Here is a 20,138-nt window from a genome sequence, read left to right as displayed (position 1 = left end):
GTATATAATCGTCAGTTTTCTATGATTTGTATGTCAGATTGATAGATAATGAATTTAAGAACGGATTAACCTATTTTACTTCCATTTTCTACTTTCCTTTCAGGATGAAGTAAAATCACATCTTTTTGATTTCCATAAACTCCCATTACTAGACACTCACTCATTAAAGTTGCAATTTGTTTTTTTGGGAAATTAACAACCGCTATAATTTGTTTATCAATAAGCTGTTCTTTTGTATAAAGCGAAGTGATTTGAGCAGAACTTTTCTTTACTCCTAATTCTCCAAAGTCTATCTCTAAAATATAAGAGGGATTTCTTGCTTTAGGAAAATCTTCTACAGAAATTATTGTCCCTACTCTTATATCAACTTTTTCAAAATCTTGCCATGTTATTGTTTCAGTTGTCTCTTCTTTCATCTTATCTTCTTTATTATAAATTTCTTGCAACAATTCTTCTAAATTAGTCTTTTTTATTAAGTATTTACTCTTTAATGGCAATGACATCTTATTGTAATAACTTATCGCCTTCTCACCAAATTGTTTTTTATAAAAGTTCGTCAAATTAGGAACATTTGGAAACATTGTATGATAAATCATTTCTGTATAAGCTTGCCATTCTCGTTCTTCTCGTTCTTTTATTTGATTCTGTCCAGATCTTTGGTAAAGATGAATCACTTCATGCATCAATAAATTAGAAACCAAAGCTAAATCAAAATCTAAAATATTTTGAGGAATATGAATAGTAAAGCCATTTTGTTCATCTCCTTCAGCTGTTAATAATAATCCTTTAGAATCTATCTCATCTCTAAAAACAAATCCTGTAAAAGAAGAATGATTTAATTCAAAATAATTTAGAATCTCAAATAAAGCTTCAATAATTAATTTACTGTTTTTCAAATAATTAATTCTATTTTTAAAATCTTCTTCCATTTATTCTTTATTTATAATAGGCTTTACATTTAGTAAACATTCATTCAATTTTCAGTTAACAATATATTCAATTTTATTTAAAATTGCTTTAAGATTCTGTTAACATACTAAGGGTAATTTTGTTAAAATTTTTAAGAATGAGAAAGAATTTTTTATCCTTGATGCTTATTTTTTCTGCTGCGAGTTGCGCTTTTAGTCAGCAAGAAAATATAATTTCTGGGAAAGTTCAGAGTTTAGAAAATAAACCCTTAGAGAACGTTATTGTAACGAATTTATCTACTAACGAAAATGCAGAAACTGATGCAGATGGTAACTTTAAAATCAAAGCATCAAAAAGTGACATTATTGTAGTAGAAGGATTAGACTATCAATCATTAGAGATTGTTGTTTCAGATCAAACAAATTATCAATTAACTTTGATTAAAAGTGTTGAAAATGAACTAAACGAAGTGGTTGTAACAGCACTAGGAATCACTAAAGAACAGAAAAAAGTTGGTTATGCAACACAAGAAATTGGAACTGGAACTATTGAACGAGTTACAACTCCAAATGTTGGAAACTTATTCTCTGGTCAGGTTGCTGGTCTTTATGTTTCGAATCCTCCTGGAATGCAACAAGCACCAACGTTTAATTTAAGAGGAAAAAGTCCAGTTATTGTAATTGATGGTTTTATTGTAAACGAAGATGCTTTCGCTGCCTTAAATCAGAATGACATTGAGAATATTAATGTTTTAAAAGGAACTTCTGCTTCTGCTCTTTATGGCTCTAGAGGAAAAGATGGAGTTGTTATTATTACAACTAAAAAAGCTAATAAAGCTGGTGTATCTGTTGAATTATCACAAAATATAATGTACACAGCCGGTTTTACAGTTTATCCTGAAACACAAAATCAATACGGAAACGGATCTAACGGAAAGTATGAATTTTGGGATGGTGCTGATGGTGGTATTAGTGATGGTGATATGATTTGGGGACCAAAATTAAATCAAGGTCAATTAATCGCTCAATGGAATAGTCCTATTCGAAATAAACAAACAGGAGAAATTATTCCATGGTACGGAGATGTTGCAGGAACAGCTTACAATGATCGTACTTTATATGAAAGAGTTCCAACTCCATGGGTAAACCACGATAATCTTGATTATTTCTTAAAAGCTGGTTCTATTTCTAACACGAATTTTGCAGTGAATATGAATAGTGATAAAGGTTCTTTAAGAATTTCTGGAAACTATTTAGAAATGAATGATAGAATTCCAGAATCTAAATTAAATCGTGGAGGATTATCTTTAAATGGAACTATAAACATTACAGATCAATTAAAATTAAATTCTAAAATATCATACAATCGTTCTTATACGCCAAACGTACCAAATTATAATTACAACCCGAGTGGGCATATGTACACAATTCTAATTTGGATGGGAAATGATGTAAATGGAAGAGATTTACAAAAACACCAGTGGGTTCCTGGAATGGAAGGTTTTAGACAAGCTAACTACAATTATGCTTGGTACAACAACCCTTGGTTTAGTGCTTCTAATTACAAGAATGAAAAACTAACAGAAGTTATTAACAGCCAAATTGGATTAGAATTTAAAGCAACTGAGGACTTATCATTTAAAACGAATGTATCGTTAATTAAAGAAAATGAGCAATTGGAAATGAAAAGTCCAAAATCATTTTTTAATTACAGTGCGCCAAGAGAAGGACGTTATAGTATTACGAAGGAGAATGATATTTTAGTTGATTATGATTTCCTAGCTTCTTATAAAAAATCGTTGTTTAATGATAAAGTTGAGGTTGTAATTAATGCGGGAGGTGCTGTTAATTATTGGAAAAAAGACAATTTATATTCTGAAACTGATGGATTAATTGTTCCGGGTGTTTACAACTTAGGAAACTCGGAAGGAAATGTTTTATCTAGAGGAAGAATGAATGAAAGATTAATTCAGAGTTTATTTACAACTGTTGATTTAAGTTTTTTTGATGCATTATTTTTAAATGCTTCTTTCAGAAATGACTGGAATTCTACTTTACCTGCAAATAATCGCTCTTATTTTTATCCTTCTGTTTCTTCAAGTTTAGTTATCTCAAATTTAATTGATATGCCTTCTTTTATAGACATGTTAAAAATTTATGGTTCTTGGGCAAAAGTTTCTGGAGGTTTAGATCCTTATAGTCTAAACAATTATTACTTAACAGGACAATTAAACTATAACGGTAACCAAACAGCTTCTTATCCAACATTATTAGCTAATTCTAATATAAAACCAGAAACTTCTGATTCTTATGAATTAGGTTTAAATGCTAATTTATTTAAAAACAGAATTACATTAGGAGCAACTTATTATAATATCAAAGATTATAATCAAATCGTAAAATTACCTACTTCAGAAGCTTCAGGATTTAAAGAGAGATATGTAAATGGTAATGAGTACACAACAAACGGATTTGAATTAACATTAGGTTTTGTTCCTGTTAAAACAGCAAATTTCACTTGGAAATCTTTAATTAACTGGAGTAAGTTCGAACAAAAATTAACAAGTATTTACAACAATCAAGATCGTTACGGAAATTTTAGATTAGATGATCGTATTGATAGTTATTACGATTCGCAATGGTTGAAAAACAGTGAAGGGCAAGTTATTTTAAACCCTACAACTGGAATGCCAACTATTGATCCTTATGCAAGAAAAATTGGACATCTTAATCCTGACTGGACATTTGGTTTCAACAATACATTTAAATATAAAGGTTGGAGCTTAGATATTGGTATCGATGGAAGTGTTGGAGGTATCATGCGTTCGGAAGTTGTAGAAAAAATGTGGTGGGGAGGAAAACATCCTAACTCTGTACAATATCGTGACGAAGAATATGCTGGTGGAAATTATGTATTTGTACCAAACGGTGTTAATGTAACTGGAGGAAATGTACAGTATGATATAAACGGAAATATTATTTCAGACACACGAACATATTCACCTCATACAACAGCTATAAGCTGGCAATCATGGGCGCAAAATTACCCTTATCGTGCTCGTGTAACAGAAGATGAAAGTAAACTTTTTGCAAATGTGTTTGATAGAACATTTATAAAATTACGCTCTGTCGTATTATCTTATGATTTCTCGTCTCATTTAAAACACTCAAAAACTTTTAAAGGTATTGTAGTAAATGTTTCTGGATACAATCTAGCTATTTGGAAAAAAGCGAAAGGTTTATATTCTGATCCAGATTATAACAACATTAATGACGAACGAACAGGAAGCAAGAACGACATTCAAGATCCTTCTTCTAGATGGATTGGAATGGGTGTTAATGTTAAATTTTAAAACAACACGAAAATGAAAATTATTCAATTTATACTTACCATTTTTATCACAGGAATGTTATTTTCATGTGAGTCAGATTTAGATGAAATAAATACTAATCCAAACGACCCATCACATGTTTCACCTGCTTTGTTATTAACTAACATTTCTAGAACAACGTTTCAAGCAGCAGGGAAAGATCCTTTATTCGCTTCTAGAATGATTATTTTAACTTCTGGAGAAAACGTTTTTCAATATTTTAAATGGAACCAAGGTTCATATAGTCGATATGAAACTTTAATGCAAGCCGAAAAAATGATTGAAGAAGCGAAATTAACAAATAACAATAATTACATTGCTATAGCTAAATTCTTCAAAGCATATCATTTTTATAACCTAACTGTTATGTTTGGAGAAATACCATATTCGGAAGCATTAAAAGGTGAATCTTCTCAAGTTTTTAATCCAAAATATGATTCTCAAGAAGCTGTTTTCACAGGAGTTCTAAAGGAATTAGAAGAAGCAAATAATTTAATTAATACAAATGATGCTATTTCTGGTGATATTATTTACAATGGAAACACAACAAAATGGAAAAAGTTAATTAATGCCTTTCGCTTAAGAGTTTTAATGACTTTATCTAACAAAGGATCAATTAATGGAAATAGTGTAGCTAGTCAATTTTCAGCAATTGTTCAAAACCAAAACTTAATGTCTTCTAGTGACGATAATGCGCAATTGGTTTTCTTTGATCGTTTAGACAATCGTTATACTTCTTTTAATGATAGTGATTACGGATCTAGTATTTATATGTCTGGTTCTTACATTAAATTGTTTCAAGAAAGAAAAGATCCTCGGTTATTTTCTTTTGCAGAAAGAACAGGACAAGCATCCTCTCAAGGTTTAGCTCTTACAAACTTTAATGGGTATAATGGTGGAGATCCTATTGTTCCTTATGCAAATAATGAAGCATTAGTTCAGCAACAAAATATATCTAAAGTTAATCAACGTTTTTACAGAGATGCTATTAACGAACCACATTCTTTATTAAGTTATTCGGAACAAGAATTAATTTTAGCTGAGGCTGCTGCAAGAGGATGGATTTCTTCTGGAGCAAAAAATCACTATGAGAATTCAATCAAAGCCTCATTCGATTTTTATTCAAGAAACTCTCCAAATGCTTCAACTTACTTTGCAGATTTTGATGTGAACAATTACTTAATTCAAGATTTAGTAAATTTTGATCGTGCTACAAATTTAAATGCACAATTAGAGCTTATAATGACACAACGTTACCTTTCTGCTTTTCATCAACAAGGTTGGAACTTTTTCTTTGATTACTTAAGAACAAATTATCCTAACCTTCCTATACAAACAGGAACGGCAAAACCTTATAGATTTTTATATCCAACGAGTGAATACAATAACAACACTACGAATTTACAAGAATCTATCTCTCGTCAGTTTAATGGAACTGATAATATCAATTTAAAAACTTGGTTGTACAATTAAAATTATTCTAATGAAAAAATTAATAGGATTACTTACAATAATATCTTGTGTATTTAGTCAAATAACACAAGCTCAAGAACAAAAAATAGTTTTTATTACGCTTGATGGTTGGCGTTGGCAAGAATTATTTAATGGTATTGACAATGAATTAGCCAATAACAAAAAATATAATTCTAAAATAGAAGAGTTAAAAACTGCATTTGATGCAAAAACTCCTGAGGAAAAAAGAGCTAAACTAATGCCTTTTATTTGGAATCATGTTGCTAAAGATGGAATTATCTTAGGTGATAGAAATCAAGGGAGTTTAGTAAACGTTCATAATACAATGCATTTTTCTTACCCTGGATACAATGAAACAATTACTGGTTTTGCAGATAATAATCGCATAAATAGTAACGATAAAATCTTAAACCCTAATGTTTCTATTTTCGAACAAATTAATCAACATCCTTGGTACAAAAACAGTGTTTATATTTACGGAAGTTGGGATGTTTTTCCATATATTTTTAATTACGAACGTAGTAAACTACCAATTAATGCTGGGTATGCACATGCTACAAATCCAAACGAAACAGAAAAATTAATTAACAAATACCAAGATGAAACTCCACAGCGTTGGGGAGGTGTTCGTTTTGATGTTTTTACTCATAATTTTGCTTTGGAAACAATGAAAACTAAAAAACCTAAAGTTGTTTACATTGGATATGGAGAAACTGATGATTTTGCGCATGACGGAGATTATGATCATTACATAGAATCTGCTCATGTTAATGATAAGATGATAAAAGAACTTTGGGATTATACACAAAATGATCCTTTCTATAAAAATCAAACAACATTTATCATTACAACAGATCACGGAAGAGGAACTGGAGACGAATGGCAACATCATGGCAATAAAATAAAGGGAGCAGATGAATCTTGGATTATTATGTTTGGAAACAAGATAAAACCAATTAAAACAAAAGGTCAGTTTTATAACAATCAATTAGCAGAAACAATGTCAAAAATAATTGGTGTTCCATATAAAACAAATCAATCTGTTGGAAAATCTATTTTATAAAATTTTCATATTTACACATAAAAAAATCAGCTTTATAAGCTGATTTTTTTATGTCAATTGATTCACATTCGTATTTATTTATAATTTTCAATGATAAGGTTTCGTAAATTATTCTTTCCAAACACTTTAAAATCTCGCCTGTCGTTTACATTTTTCATAATATTAAGAGCATAACTATCCCTAAGACAGTCAATAGTCTTCCATATTGAAAGTTTTAAATTGTTTTTATATTTTTAAATTTATTAAAAGAATCTTTTTAAAAGATATGAAGTTAAAAAACAAGAAAAATTAAACACTTGTATTACTTTTAATAGTTACTTTTATTTAGTTAATAATGCTACTTTTGATAAGGTTTTAAAAATTATTATGAAAAAATTAATACTCTTAATGGGCTTTGTTTCAATAACAGCTAATGCCCAAGTTTTACATCATAAAAAAGAATTTACAAGGCAAGATTCTTTAAGAGGTACTAACAACGAATTTCGTGATTGGTGGAATGTAAAACATTATAAAATTAGTGTTGAACCTACTAGTGAAGATAAATTTATTAAAGGAAATGTTGATATAAAATTTGATGAAACTAGCAAAAAGCATAACAAACTTTTACAAATAGATTTACAAACTCCTATGGAGATTAAGAGCATTAATCTTAATGGAAAAGAAGTTATAGATTTTAAACGAGATGGAAATGTTTATTTTATTAATACAGAAAAATCGAAATTAAAATCGAAAGATAATCTTCTAAAAATATCTTATTCAGGTAATCCTCGTATAGCTGTTAGAGCTCCTTGGGATGGTGGTTGGATTTTTACTAAAGATGCAAAACAAAGAGATTGGATATCTGTTGCCGTACAAGGTTTAGGAGCAAGTGCTTGGTTTCCTAATAAAGATTATTTGGGAGATGAGCCAGATAATGGAATGGAGCTAGAAATCATAACTCCTAAAGAATTACTTGGTATTGGAAATGGACGATTAATTAAACAAGAAAAACGTAATGGTAAAAATGTTGCTGTTTGGAAAGTAATTAATCCAATTAACAACTATAATATCATTCCTTACATTGGTAATTATGTCAACTTTAAAGATACATATCAAGGAGAAAAAGGAAAATTAGACTTAGATTATTATGTTTTAGATTATAATTTAGAGAAAGCTAAAACACAATTTGAACAAGCAAAATTGATGTTAAAAAGTTTTGAACATTGGTTTGGTCCATATGCTTTCTATGAAGATTCATTTAAAATTATAGAAGCTCCACACTTAGGAATGGAACATCAATCGGGAATTGCTTATGGAAATAGATTCGCAAACGGTTATTTAGGTCGAGATTTATCTGGATCTGGATGGGGTGAAAATTGGGATTTTATTATTGTTCATGAAGCTGGACACGAATGGTTTGGAAATAATATTACAGAAAAAGATGTTGCTGATATGTGGATACACGAATCTTTTACATCTTATTCGGAAACCTTATTTGTAGAAACTTATAATGGTAAAGAAGCTGGATCCGAATATGTTCGTGGAACAAGACAATCAATTCAGAACGATATTCCAATTATTGGAGTGTATGGTGTAAACCAAGAAGGAAGTGGTGATATGTACTCTAAAGGAGCAAACATGATTCATACTTTGAGAACGTGGATGAATGATGATGAAAAGTTTAGACAAATGTTGCGAGGAATGAACAAAGAGTTTTATCATCAAACAGTTACAACAGAACAAATAGAAAGCTTTATAGCTAATTTTTCTGGCTTAGATTTAACTGCATTCTTCAACCAATATTTAAGAACTATTAAAATTCCTGTTTTAGAACTAAAACAAAACGGTAATAAGATAGATTATAGATACAACAATATTGTAGATGGATTTGCTATGCCATTACGTCTTAAAAATTCTAAAGAAATAATTTATCCAACAGCAGAATGGCAAACATTAAAAAGTAACTCAATTAAAAAAGTAATTGACATTACAATTGACCCTAATTATTACATCGAAACGCATATAGACTTATAAAAGTTTAGCAAAAATAATTTTAAATAATTCCCAACAAATATCATCACACAGTAAGTCTTTAAAAAGTATAAATTTGTAGCATGAAAAAATACATTGCGTACGCAATCGCATCAGGATTATTATTAACAGCTGGTTGGCCATCTCATGGTTTTCCACTATTACTATTCATTGGTTTTGTTCCTTTGATGTTAGCTGAACATCAAATTACACAACGAGCAGAATTTAAAAAGAAAGGACGTAAAATTTTCGGACTTTCATTTTTAGCTTTCTTTATATGGAATGCTATTGTTATTTGGTGGTTACATTATGCACAAGAAACAGATGCTAATGGAACTCTACATAATTCGTGGAGTGCATATTTAATACCTGTTATTGCTAACGCATTATTTATGTCAATTGTTTTTCAAATCTATCATTTTGTAAAAACAAAAGCAGGAAACCTATATGGTTTAGTTTTTCTTCCAGCTATTTGGATGAGTTTTGATAAACTAACACTTAATTGGGAATTAACTTGGCCATGGTTTAATTTAGGAAATGGTTTTGCAAAATACTATGAGTGGGTACAATGGTACGAATATACTGGTACTTTTGGAGGAGCATTATGGATTTGGATTGTTAACATTATCATCTTTTATTATTTAACTGCATACATTAATAAGAAAGAAATAAAATATCTAAATAAATTAGGAATTTATGCAGGATTATTAATTGCTGTTCCTATCGGAATATCATATATAATGTATGCTAATTACGAAGAAAAAGGAAAAGCACTTGATGTTCTTATTCTACAACCAGATTTAGATCCGTACAATGAAAAGTACATGAAAGATGGTTTACAGATTTATGGTGAATTAAAAGAATTGGCTTTAAAAAATATTCAACCTAAAACACAATTTGTTGTAGCACCAGAAACCGCAGTTCCTGGATCTTCTGCTCTTATATTTGATAATTTATATACTGATTTAATTGTAAAAGACATCCAGCAATGGACAAAAGCTAAAAATGATGTACATTTTGTAACAGGCGCATCAATTATGCGAATTTATCCTATGTCTTCTTTAGCAACAGAAACAGCATCTGTCATGCGAGATGGAATAACTTGGTATGATGCCTATAATTCGGCTTTACAAATAAGTGGAAATGATTCTATAGAAGTTTATCATAAGAGTAAATTAGTACCTGGAGTAGAAAATTTTCCATATCGTAAATATTTAATACCAATTATTGGAGAATTTATGCTTAACTTTGGCGGCACAACAAAAACGTTAGGGATTCAACCCCATCGTTCTGTTTTCAAAAATAAAACAAACACCGCTTCTGTTGCTCCGGTTATATGTTACGAATCAATTTACGGAGATTACACAACAGAATATGTGAGAGAAGGCGCAAATGTTTTATTCACAATGACCAACGATTCTTGGTGGGGCTCTACTGATGGTCATAGACAGTTATTATTATATGGTAACTTAAGAGCTATTGAAAATAGACGCGCTATTGTTAGATCTGCAAACTCAGGTATTTCGGCTTTTGTTAATCAGCGAGGAGATATAATGAAATCATTACCATACGGTGAGCAAGGTGCTTTAAATGGCACAATCTTAATGAATAGTGAATTAACGTTTTATACTAAGTATGGCGATGTAATTGCAAGAGTAGCTTTATTGATAATGGGAATTATCTTAGCTTATACCCTTGCTCAGAAGTTGTTATACAAACAAAATAAGAAAAAAATATAAAATTAATAACCTAAAGGGTTGTATAAGTAATATATAATTTGTTACTTTGCACTCCGTTTAAAATAGGACAATACAAAATAAGATGTCAAAGATTTGTCAAATCACAGGTAAGAAGAGATTAGTTGGAAACAATGTTTCTCATGCTAATAATAAAACAAAACGCACTTTTGAAGTGAATTTGTTCAAAAAGAGATTTTTTATGCCAGAAACTGGTGAGTGGATTACATTAAGAGTTTCTGCACACGGTTTAAAAACAATCAACAAATTAGGCGTTGATGAGGCTGTTAAACGCGCACGCAAAGAAGGTTTAATCAAATAATTTAGGACACCATGGCAAAAAAAGGAAACAGAGTACAAGTTATTTTAGAATGTACAGAGCATAAAGAAAGTGGTATGCCAGGAATGTCTCGTTATATCACTACTAAAAACAAAAAAAATACTCCAGATCGTATTGAGTTAAAAAAATATAACTCAGTATTGAAAAAGTATACAGTTCACAAGGAGATTAAATAATAAAAGTTTAGACGATGGCAAAGAAAACGGTAGCAACACTACAAACTGGGTCTAAAAAGATGACCAAAGTAATCAAAATGGTAAAATCTCCTAAAAGTGGAGCTTACGTATTTGTAGAAAAAGTAGTTAGTGCTGAGCAAGCAGATTCTTTCTTTACGAAATAATTTGTAGATCACTCTAACAGAAAATATTTAAGATTAATTGAGCTGCCTCGTTTTCAAGGTAGCTTTTTTATTTGCTTTAAATTTATGTATATTCGTACATAAATTTTTTAAGATAAATTAACTTTCAATGAGTTGGTTCAAGAAAATACTAGGTAAAGAAAGTAAAGAAAAATTAGATGAAGGTTTAGAAAAATCTAAAACTTCTCTATTTGATAAAATCAGTCGTGCTGTTGTTGGAAAATCAAAAGTAGATGACGAGGTTTTAGATGATTTAGAAGAAGTTCTTATCTCATCTGATGTAGGAGTAGAAACTACTGTAAAAATTATTCGAAGAATAGAAGAACGTGTAGAACGTGATAAATATGTTTCAACTTCTGAACTTGATGTTATTCTTAGAGAAGAAATAGCAGGTTTACTTTCTGAAAATAATATTGAAAATACAAATGGATTTACAATACCAAAGAAAAACGTACCGTATGTAATTATGGTTGTTGGAGTAAATGGTGTTGGAAAAACAACTACAATAGGAAAATTAGCCTCACAATTTAAATCTCAAGGTTTAAAAGTTGTACTTGGTGCAGCTGATACTTTCCGAGCTGCTGCAGTAGACCAATTAGTTATTTGGTCGGAGCGTGCTGGTGTTCCAATTGTAAAACAAGCAATGGGATCAGATCCTGCTTCTGTAGCATTTGACACGATACAATCTGCCGTTGCTCAAAATGCTGATGTTGTATTAATAGATACAGCAGGTCGTTTACATAACAAAGTTAATTTAATGAATGAGTTAACAAAAATAAAACGCGTCATGCAAAAAGTTATTCCAGATGCTCCACACGAAGTTTTATTAGTTTTAGACGGTTCTACAGGGCAAAATGCATTTGAACAAGCAAAACAGTTTACACAAGCAACCGAAGTTTCTGCTTTAGCTGTAACAAAATTAGATGGAACAGCAAAAGGAGGAGTTGTAATTGGTATTTCTGATCAGTTTAAAATTCCAGTAAAATATATTGGTGTTGGTGAAGGAATAAACGATTTACAAGCATTTGATAAAATGGAATTTGTAGATTCTTTCTTTAAAAGAACAAAATAAAATTATATTTCTTATATAAATAAAAAACTCCTTTAGAAATTCTAAAGGAGTTTTTTTTCACATTAAAAATTAATTATAATATCAAATCTTGTTCGATTTCCTTCTCGAACAAAACCCGGATCAACTCCATTAAGTCCCTTTATCTCTTTTATAAAGAATGTTCTATTTCTAAAAGAGATTCTATCATTCAATTTATACTTTATCATAAATTCAGGTCCTTTGACATTGGTAGATGCCCAACGCGCTAAATCATACTGAGCAAAGAAATCTAAAGCGGCATATTTTTGCATATACAAATAACCAGCAGACACTCTTAAATCTTTACTAATAAAAGGTAAATCTGAAGAAACAGACCCATAGAATCCTGATTTTTGATTTCTAAAATTTGGAGCAGTAGACGCATCAAAAGATTTATTCTCTGAATAATTTCCATCAGCATCTCTTATAATATTTGTTTCTCCTTTTACATCTCTAATAAGACTAGATTGTGGATTATTTTTATAGTTATTGAAATTATGAAAGAAATCAAACGTAAATGCCAAATTCGCGAAGTTTTTAAACCTCACAGAAAGTTGAGATAAAAAGATTGTATATTCTTTTGCTAAATCTCCATCATAAAAAAACTGTCCTATACTACTATAATAAGTATTAGGTAGACTTTCTGCTCGCATTAATCCCGTACTAATATGCCAAGGAGTTCTAGATGTTTTATTTTCTAACTTAGCAGACATACCATACAACTTTCCTTGTTCTTTAAATGGTGCATTATTAACATATCTTTCTAGAAAAAAAGCAGATTGAGTTGTTAAATCTAATTTTCCAATATCATGATTCGTTTTAAACGATAAACCATCATGTTGCCAAAAATCAAATTGAGTACCTATCTGGTTATCCCATATATTTGATACGTCTTGACGTCCAAATTTTAATGAGTAATGATCATCAATCTTATATCTTAACCAAATCTCCGCTAAAACTAACGCTAAACGAAAATCGGTATCTCCTCCAAAAATAGAGAAAGGATAGTTTTGAAAACTGAATCTAAAATCAAAATCCTCTGATAATTGAGAGTTTAAGAATACATAAAACATAGGACGAGACCAAAATCTTGGATGAATTCTCTCTCCTTTTTGTGTTTGTTGATTAAATACTTTTTGATCCCAATCTAATTCTCCCATTCGCATTAAAACAAACATATTAATACGCGTTTGTTGAAGCAAGCCAAATTCTTTTTTTTGTACAGAATCTGTTACACCGAATTTTTTTTCTAAGTTTTCTAATCTCGATTTTAGGAAATCTATTTCGCTATCATATTGTATAGAATCTATTTGAGACTGTATAGAATCTATGTTTTGCGCATAGCATATGTTTACAAATAAACATATTAGCAGTTGATAATATTTCATAGGTTGTATAGGTTGTTGGTTGGTTAAATATATGTAATAATCTAAAATCTATTAAAAAAATTTTAGAGTGTTTCCGATTTTACAAAAATCATACCAATTGAATATTTATTACAAAAATAATTTTCATAATAAAGTACTATAAAACAACCTGATTTACTGAAATTTGAGAAATAAAAAACATTATTTTTAAACCATTTATATTGACTGAGAAACGTTAAATGTTAAAAAAATTTACATTAATTTAATGTCGCTTAAGTCTTAATCTGTTAACTTTGCAGTTCAAAATTTAAATTTAAATGTCAGTAAACTCATTTTTTAAATTGTTTACTCCAAAGGATAAAGTATTCTATCCTTTGTTTGAGGAAGCTTCAAAAAGCTTAATAAAACTAGCTGAATTACTACACGAATGTGTGAATGCTCCGGTTGAAGATCGTGAGGACTATATCGCACAAATCTCTAAACTAGAAAGTAAAATTGAGTATTTAACTCAAAAAACTAACTTAGAATTAAGTAAGAATTTTATTACTCCATTCGATAGAGAAGATATTTATCAACTTGTAAAATCGATAGATTATGTTGCTGATAATTTAAATGGAGCTGCAAATAGAATTAACATTTATCAAGTAGAAAAAATAACGAAATCTATTCGTAAAATTACTGCTGTTAATTTAGAAGCTTGTCAATTAATCGGTGAAGGAATTGATCAATTAAAAGATTTCCGTAACCTGAATCGTGTTTATGAAATTTGTGAGCAAATCAACAAATTAGAAAATAAATCTGATCGTATTTTTGACAAAGCTGTTCAAGAGATCTTTGAAAACGAAACAGACGTTAAGAACATCATTAAGTATAAAGAAGTTTTATCTTCATTAGAATCTGCAACAGATAAATGTAAAAGTGTTGCAAATGTATTAGAAGCTGTTGCAGTTAAACACTCGTAACAACTTAATCTAAATCATTAAAGATTATGACAGAATTTTTTTCAGCGTTTTCTGATATGTTAACGTCAACACCAGGTATAGTATTGATTACAATTATAATTTTATCATTTGTTTTTGATTATATCAATGGTTTTCACGATGCGGCAAATGCTATTGCAACAATTGTTGCAACAAAAGTTTTAACTCCATTTCAGGCTGTATTATGGGCTGCTGTATTTAATTTTGCAGCTTATTTCATTTCAGTTTATTGGATAGGAGAATTTAAAATTGGTAATACAATTGCTAAATCTGTTGCTGAAAATTTTATCACATTAGAGGTTATCTTAGCTGGTATTATTGCTGCAATTTCTTGGAATCTATTAACTTGGAAATTTGGTATCCCTTCTTCTTCTTCTCATACTTTAATTGGAGGATTTATTGGGGCTGCTATAGCACATGCAGGTGGTTTTTCTGTAAATGGAGAGGATGTTATTGTGTACAAAAAAGTTGTGCCAATTGTATTATTTATCTTTCTAGCTCCTTTTATGGGAATGGTAATCGCATCTGTATTAACAATTATTACTTTAAATATTTGTAAAAGAGCAAAGCCAGCAAAAGCAGAAAAATGGTTCAAGAAACTACAATTAGTTTCTTCTGCTTTATTCTCTTTAGGACATGGTATGAATGATGCACAAAAAGTAATGGGTATTATTGGTGCAGCAGTTATCTTCTACCACATGAATGTAGATTTCGACATAGAATATGTACAAGCAGATGATAAGTTTGCTCATTTTGTTAGTCATTGGGGATGGGTTCCTATCACATCTTTTATTGTTATCGCTTTAGGTACAATGGGTGGTGGATGGAAAATCATCAAAACAATGGGATCAAAAATTACAAAAGTAACACCATTAGAAGGTGTAGTTGCTGAAACATCTGGAGCTATGACATTATATATTTCAGAGCACTTCGGAATTCCAGTTTCTACAACACATACAATTACTGGTTCTATTATCGGTGTAGGATTAACAAAACGTGTTTCTGCCGTTAGATGGGGAGTTACTATTAGTTTATTATGGGCGTGGGTTTTAACAATTCCTGTTTCTGCAATATTAGCAGCCTTAATTTACTATGTTATAACATTATTTATATAAAACATATTTATATTTTATTACATAAAAAAAGCAGTCTTATAAGACTGCTTTTTTTATGTTTTAATTAATTGTATCATAATCATTCTTCACTTTATGATCCACAAAAGTTAATCTTCTCAATTTTGCATTCTTTTTAGGTATAATAGGAAAACCTTTACATTCGGCATAAACCTTCGTAAATTTCGCTCCTAGATAGACTATTGTCGCTACATAATATATCCATAATAGTAAAATTACCAACGAAGCAGCGGAACCAAATATTTTAGAGTATTTAGTATTTGCTAAATACACTCCTATCAAATATTTTGCAAGAAAAAATAAAATCGCTGTAAAAACCGCTCCAACTAAAGCTGGTCTAGATTTTATATGTGCATCTGGTAATATCTTGAATAAGATGTAAAAAATAACAATAGAAATAAATATACTTAAACCATTATTAATAAAAATAACAGATGTTTTTGTTATAATTGTATCAAGATGAAGAAAACTAAAAATCTCTTCTCCAAATCCCACTAAAACTCCATTTAAGATAACTGTTGTAATTAAAAGCAATCCCAAAGTAAGAATTACTAAAAACGAAAGTCCTCTGTTTATAATAAATTTTATCCAAGCTCTTCTTGGCATTGCTTCTACTCTCCAAATAAGATTAAGACTATCTTGCATATCGGCAAACATAGTCGTAGAACCAAAGATTAAAATACCAATACCAATATATAACGCTACAGAGCTATCTCCAGAAATGGTAGAATTGGTTACAAAGTTTTGTACTGCAAGTGCTACATCTGGACCAACTATGTTTTTCAATTCATAAAACATTCTATTTTCTATGGCATCCTTTTTAAAGAAAATACTCGCACTAGAAATAACAATTAAAATTAATGGTGATAAAGAAAACAAGGCATAATATGTTAAAGATGCACTTAGCTTCATAATTCTATCTTCACTGAATTCTATTATTGTTTGTTTAATGATATTATAGTAGAATTTTAATCTCTTCATTCAGTTAGTTTATAGTTTAAAAATAGTCATTCATAGAATTCATAACAAAAAAAAGACCATTCTTTATGAATGGTCTTTGTTATTTATATAAAACATTAGTCTATACTAACATTGTTACAGGATTCTCTATAAACATTTTTAATGTTTGTAAGAACTGTGCACCTGTAGCTCCATCAACTGTTCTGTGATCACAAGCTAAAGATAATTTCATTGTGTTACCAACTACAATTTGTCCATCTTTAACAACTGGTTTCTGAACGATTGCTCCTACAGATAAAATACAAGAATTTGGTTGATTGATAATCGATGTAAATGATTCGATTCCAAACATACCTAAATTAGATACAGAGAAAGTAGATTTTTCCATTTCGTCTGCTTTTAATTTTCTATCTCTTGCACGTCCTGCATAATCTCTTACTTCAGCAGAAATTTGATTGAATGATTTTTGATCTGTGTTTTTAACAACAGGAACTAATAAACCATCTTCTACAGCAACAGCTACACCAATGTTGATGTCTCCGTGTTGAATAATTTCTTTATCTGTCCAAGTAGAGTTAACTGCTGGATGCTGACGTAAAGCCATTGCTACTGCCTTAACAACAATATCATTAAATGATACTTTAGTATTTGGTACAGTATTTAATTGCTTACGAGCTTCGATTGCGTTATCCATATCTAACTCAACATTTAAGTAATAATGAGGAGCTGTAAATTTAGATTCTGCTAAACGTTTTGCAATTACTTTTCTCATTTGAGAATTAGGAATTACTTTATCTTCTCCAGAAACAAATGTTTGAGCTGGTTTAGATTCAGTTTTTGTTTCAGCTTTTGCTTGAGTTGGCTGATAATTTTCGATATCTTTTTTAATGATACGCCCATTATCTCCAGAACCTTTTACTTCTGCTAAATTAATTCCTTTATCTTTTGCTATAGTTTTTGCTAATGGAGATGCAAAGATACGTCCATTAGTTTCTTCTGATTTGCTATTGTTATTAACATCTAATTCTACAACTACTGGTTTTTCGTCGTCCTCAGTTTCCTCAGGTTTAGATTTAGATGCTGTTGAAGTTTTTCCTCCATTTGCTACAATTCCAGAAACATCTGTTCCTTCTTCACCAATAATTGCTAAAATTGTATCAACTGGAGCTGGCTCATTTACTTTAGCACCTTGAAATAATAAAACACCATCAAATTCAGATTCGAATTCTTGAACAGCTTTATCCGTTTCAATTTCTGCTAAAATATCACCTTCTGCAACTTTATCTCCAACATTTTTATGCCAAACAACTACAGTTCCTTCTTCCATTGTATCAGAAAGACGAGGCATTGTAATTACTTCTACATTATCTGGAATATCTGCAGCTGGTGCAGCTTCTTCTTTTGATTCTACTGCTTCAGTTTTAGCTTCTTGTTTTGGCTCTTCTTTAGAAGAATTACCTCCTCCTATTAAGCTAGAGATATCCTCTCCTTCATTTCCAATAATTGCTAAAATTTCATCTACATTAGTTGTAGACCCTTCAGCAACACCTTGAAATAATAAAACACCATCAAATTCAGATTCGAATTCTTGGATCGCTTTATCTGTTTCAATATCAGCTAAAATATCACCTTCAGCTATTTTATCTCCTACATTTTTGTGCCATTTAACAACGGTTCCTTCTTCCATTGTATCGCTTAAGCGAGGCATTGCAATAATTTCTGCCATGGTTGTATTAGTTGTTTTCTATTTTATCTAAGAAAGGATAATCTGGTTCAGAATAAATGTATTTGTACATTACATCTTCATCAGGGAAAGGTGAGTTTTCTGCAAAGTCTACACACTCTTCAACTTTTTCCTTCATTTCATTTACAATCGACTCTAAATCTTCTTTTGTTGCCCAATTGTTAGATAAAATATGAGATTCAACATTTAAAATAGGATCTTCTTGTTTGTATTGTTCAACCTCATCTTTTGTACGGTAAGGCTCAGCATCAGACATAGAGTGTCCTCTATAACGATAAGTACGAACGTCTAAGAAAGTTGGTCCATCTCCACGACGAGCACGCTCGATAGCTTCGTAAGCTGCTTCAGCAACTTTAACTGGATCCATACCATCAACAGGCATACAAGGCATTTCATACCCTAAACCTAATTTCCAAACATCTTCATGATTAGCTGTACGAGAAACTGGTGTTCCCATTGCATACTGATTGTTTTCACACACAAAAACAACTGGTAATTTCCAGTTCATAGCCATGTTAAATGTTTCGTGTAATGTTCCTTGACGAGTTGCACCATCTCCCATTAAACAAATTGTAACGTGGTCTTTGTCATTAAACTTATCACCAAAAGCCATACCAGCTCCTAATGGAATTTGTCCTCCAACAATACCATGTCCTCCATAGAAACCATGTTCTTTACTGAAAAAGTGCATAGAACCTCCTAAACCTTGAGAAGTTCCTGTAGATTTTCCTGTAATTTCTGCCATCAATCTTCTTGGATCTTCACCTAAAGCGATTGGCCAAACGTGACAACGGTAAGCTGTAATTACTTTATCTCCAGGTTTCATTGCATGTAAAAAACCTGCTGGTAAAGCTTCTTGACCATTATATAAATGTAAGAAACCTCTAATTTTTTGTTTTAAATATAATGAACGACACTTGTCCTCAAAGCGACGCCAAAAGTTCATATCACGATACCACTGTAGGTACGTTTCTTGCGTTAATTTTTCCATAATTGCACAATTCCGTTGGAACAAATTTAAACTAATCTATTTAGTGTACAAAATTGCTACCCTAAAAATTCATCAGTAAAGTGTAGAGGGAGTAAATCTTTTGCAGATTCTAAGACAAAAACTTCCCCTTCATTTCCCGATAGAATGAGTTCTATAGAAGATTTTTGTTTTTTTTCTATCTCTAAAATATATTGACGACACATTCCACAAGGAGGTAGTGGAAAATTTACATTTGGTGTGGAAACTGCTAACTTTTCTATTTTGATGTTAGGATAATTGGCATTAACATAAGCTAATAAACCTCTTTCTGCACAAATACCAACTGGATATGCTGCATTTTCTTGGTTAGAGCTCGAGAAAATTTCACCATTCTCTAATTGAACAGCTGCACCAACTTTGAAAGTTGAATAAGGAGCATAAGCTTTTTTAGAAATCTCTAAAGCCTCATCTACGACTTTCTTTTGTTCATTTCCTAATTCTGACTTATCATCAAATCGATGAAATTCGAAGGAATATTTTTCTTTTTTCATATAGAATTATACTATAAGTGTCACTTAATTAATTATTAAATACTTAAGTCCTTTCAGCTATTTTCTACAATAGAAAAAGGAAGT

The 20,138-nt window shown here is 30.5% G+C and carries 17 protein-coding genes; 11 read left to right on the top strand and 6 right to left on the bottom strand.

Annotated elements, in window-relative coordinates; genetic code table 11:
• Positions 1 to 65 precede the first annotated feature (65 nt).
• Positions 66 to 416, bottom strand: coding sequence for a tRNA-binding protein (locus tag BUA86_RS01885; protein WP_072929815.1), 351 nt, complete (start codon positions 414 to 416; stop codon positions 66 to 68).
• 650 nt (positions 417 to 1,066) lie between these two features.
• Between BUA86_RS01885 and BUA86_RS01880 the strand changes: the two genes are divergently transcribed.
• From BUA86_RS01880 to ftsY, 9 genes are all read left to right on the top strand, one after another.
• Complete coding sequence (locus tag BUA86_RS01880; protein ID WP_072929335.1) at positions 1,067 to 4,261, top strand: SusC/RagA family TonB-linked outer membrane protein; 3,195 nt, start codon at positions 1,067 to 1,069, stop codon at positions 4,259 to 4,261.
• Between the two features lie 12 nt (positions 4,262 to 4,273).
• On the top strand, positions 4,274 to 5,752 hold the full coding sequence (locus BUA86_RS01875; RefSeq protein ID WP_072929333.1) for a SusD/RagB family nutrient-binding outer membrane lipoprotein: 1,479 nt from the start codon (positions 4,274 to 4,276) through the stop codon (positions 5,750 to 5,752).
• 10 nt (positions 5,753 to 5,762) lie between these two features.
• Positions 5,763 to 6,815 (top strand): alkaline phosphatase family protein, encoded by a 1,053-nt coding sequence (locus BUA86_RS01870; protein WP_072929332.1) that lies wholly within the window; start codon positions 5,763 to 5,765, stop codon positions 6,813 to 6,815.
• 366 nt (positions 6,816 to 7,181) lie between these two features.
• The gene (locus BUA86_RS01865; RefSeq protein ID WP_072929330.1) at positions 7,182 to 8,828 is read left to right on the top strand and encodes a M1 family metallopeptidase; all 1,647 of its coding nucleotides are present in this window, start codon (positions 7,182 to 7,184) and stop codon (positions 8,826 to 8,828) included.
• Positions 8,829 to 8,908: 80 nt separating this feature from the next.
• Entirely contained in the window at positions 8,909 to 10,564 is a 1,656-nt protein-coding gene (gene lnt, locus BUA86_RS01860) for an apolipoprotein N-acyltransferase (RefSeq protein ID WP_072929328.1), read from the top strand.
• Between the two features lie 82 nt (positions 10,565 to 10,646).
• Complete coding sequence (gene rpmB, locus BUA86_RS01855) at positions 10,647 to 10,883, top strand: 50S ribosomal protein L28 (protein WP_038337064.1); 237 nt, start codon at positions 10,647 to 10,649, stop codon at positions 10,881 to 10,883.
• An 11-nt stretch (positions 10,884 to 10,894) separates the two neighbouring features.
• Entirely contained in the window at positions 10,895 to 11,077 is a 183-nt protein-coding gene (gene rpmG / locus BUA86_RS01850) for a 50S ribosomal protein L33 (RefSeq protein ID WP_072929326.1), read from the top strand.
• Positions 11,078 to 11,091: 14 nt separating this feature from the next.
• Positions 11,092 to 11,241: a DUF4295 family protein gene (locus BUA86_RS01845; protein WP_072929324.1), complete on the top strand. Its 150-nt coding sequence runs from the start codon at positions 11,092 to 11,094 to the stop codon at positions 11,239 to 11,241.
• A gap of 127 nt (positions 11,242 to 11,368) precedes the next feature.
• A complete protein-coding gene (gene ftsY / locus BUA86_RS01840; protein WP_072929322.1) occupies positions 11,369 to 12,331 on the top strand; it encodes a signal recognition particle-docking protein FtsY in 963 nt (320 codons plus the stop codon).
• A gap of 62 nt (positions 12,332 to 12,393) precedes the next feature.
• Here the strand turns inward: ftsY and BUA86_RS01835 are convergent, their stop codons facing one another.
• Positions 12,394 to 13,737: a hypothetical protein gene (locus tag BUA86_RS01835; RefSeq protein ID WP_072929320.1), complete on the bottom strand. Its 1,344-nt coding sequence runs from the start codon at positions 13,735 to 13,737 to the stop codon at positions 12,394 to 12,396.
• 296 nt (positions 13,738 to 14,033) lie between these two features.
• Between BUA86_RS01835 and BUA86_RS01830 the strand changes: the two genes are divergently transcribed.
• Positions 14,034 to 14,678, top strand: a complete 645-nt coding sequence (locus tag BUA86_RS01830; protein ID WP_072929319.1) for a DUF47 domain-containing protein — start codon at positions 14,034 to 14,036, stop codon at positions 14,676 to 14,678.
• A 26-nt stretch (positions 14,679 to 14,704) separates the two neighbouring features.
• Positions 14,705 to 15,811, top strand: a complete 1,107-nt coding sequence (locus tag BUA86_RS01825) for an inorganic phosphate transporter (RefSeq protein ID WP_072929317.1) — start codon at positions 14,705 to 14,707, stop codon at positions 15,809 to 15,811.
• A gap of 60 nt (positions 15,812 to 15,871) precedes the next feature.
• On the opposite strand, the gene BUA86_RS01820 is transcribed toward BUA86_RS01825, so the two are convergent.
• From BUA86_RS01820 to BUA86_RS01805, 4 genes are all read right to left on the bottom strand, one after another.
• A complete protein-coding gene (locus tag BUA86_RS01820) occupies positions 15,872 to 16,810 on the bottom strand; it encodes a YihY/virulence factor BrkB family protein (RefSeq protein ID WP_072929315.1) in 939 nt (312 codons plus the stop codon).
• 100 nt (positions 16,811 to 16,910) lie between these two features.
• Positions 16,911 to 18,515, bottom strand: coding sequence for a pyruvate dehydrogenase complex dihydrolipoamide acetyltransferase (locus BUA86_RS01815; RefSeq protein WP_072929313.1), 1,605 nt, complete (start codon positions 18,513 to 18,515; stop codon positions 16,911 to 16,913).
• Positions 18,516 to 18,522: 7 nt separating this feature from the next.
• Positions 18,523 to 19,524, bottom strand: coding sequence for a pyruvate dehydrogenase (acetyl-transferring) E1 component subunit alpha (gene pdhA / locus BUA86_RS01810; protein WP_072929311.1), 1,002 nt, complete (start codon positions 19,522 to 19,524; stop codon positions 18,523 to 18,525).
• A 56-nt stretch (positions 19,525 to 19,580) separates the two neighbouring features.
• Positions 19,581 to 20,054, bottom strand: a complete 474-nt coding sequence (locus BUA86_RS01805) for a cytidine deaminase (protein ID WP_072929309.1) — start codon at positions 20,052 to 20,054, stop codon at positions 19,581 to 19,583.
• Positions 20,055 to 20,138: the final 84 nt, after the last annotated feature.

The sequence above is a fragment of the Chishuiella changwenlii genome, assembly GCF_900142565.1.
In the GTDB taxonomy this organism is placed as follows: Bacteria; Bacteroidota; Bacteroidia; order Flavobacteriales; family Weeksellaceae; genus Empedobacter; species Empedobacter changwenlii.
This window is presented reverse-complemented; position numbering and strand designations above follow the sequence as displayed.

Coding starts and splice junctions, on each gene's coding strand:
- BUA86_RS01805 (WP_072929309.1), bottom strand. CDS start 20,054: ATGAAAAAAGAAAAATATTCCTTCGAATTTCATCGATTTGATGATAAG.
- BUA86_RS01835 (WP_072929320.1), bottom strand. CDS start 13,737: ATGAAATATTATCAACTGCTAATATGTTTATTTGTAAACATATGCTAT.
- BUA86_RS01845 (WP_072929324.1), top strand. CDS start 11,092: ATGGCAAAGAAAACGGTAGCAACACTACAAACTGGGTCTAAAAAGATG.
- BUA86_RS01880 (WP_072929335.1), top strand. CDS start 1,067: ATGAGAAAGAATTTTTTATCCTTGATGCTTATTTTTTCTGCTGCGAGT.
- BUA86_RS01815 (WP_072929313.1), bottom strand. CDS start 18,515: ATGGCAGAAATTATTGCAATGCCTCGCTTAAGCGATACAATGGAAGAA.
- rpmG (WP_072929326.1), top strand. CDS start 10,895: ATGGCAAAAAAAGGAAACAGAGTACAAGTTATTTTAGAATGTACAGAG.
- ftsY (WP_072929322.1), top strand. CDS start 11,369: ATGAGTTGGTTCAAGAAAATACTAGGTAAAGAAAGTAAAGAAAAATTA.
- BUA86_RS01870 (WP_072929332.1), top strand. CDS start 5,763: ATGAAAAAATTAATAGGATTACTTACAATAATATCTTGTGTATTTAGT.
- BUA86_RS01830 (WP_072929319.1), top strand. CDS start 14,034: ATGTCAGTAAACTCATTTTTTAAATTGTTTACTCCAAAGGATAAAGTA.
- BUA86_RS01820 (WP_072929315.1), bottom strand. CDS start 16,810: ATGAAGAGATTAAAATTCTACTATAATATCATTAAACAAACAATAATA.
- BUA86_RS01825 (WP_072929317.1), top strand. CDS start 14,705: ATGACAGAATTTTTTTCAGCGTTTTCTGATATGTTAACGTCAACACCA.
- BUA86_RS01875 (WP_072929333.1), top strand. CDS start 4,274: ATGAAAATTATTCAATTTATACTTACCATTTTTATCACAGGAATGTTA.
- BUA86_RS01885 (WP_072929815.1), bottom strand. CDS start 416: ATGAAAGAAGAGACAACTGAAACAATAACATGGCAAGATTTTGAAAAA.
- BUA86_RS01865 (WP_072929330.1), top strand. CDS start 7,182: ATGAAAAAATTAATACTCTTAATGGGCTTTGTTTCAATAACAGCTAAT.
- pdhA (WP_072929311.1), bottom strand. CDS start 19,524: ATGGAAAAATTAACGCAAGAAACGTACCTACAGTGGTATCGTGATATG.
- lnt (WP_072929328.1), top strand. CDS start 8,909: ATGAAAAAATACATTGCGTACGCAATCGCATCAGGATTATTATTAACA.
- rpmB (WP_038337064.1), top strand. CDS start 10,647: ATGTCAAAGATTTGTCAAATCACAGGTAAGAAGAGATTAGTTGGAAAC.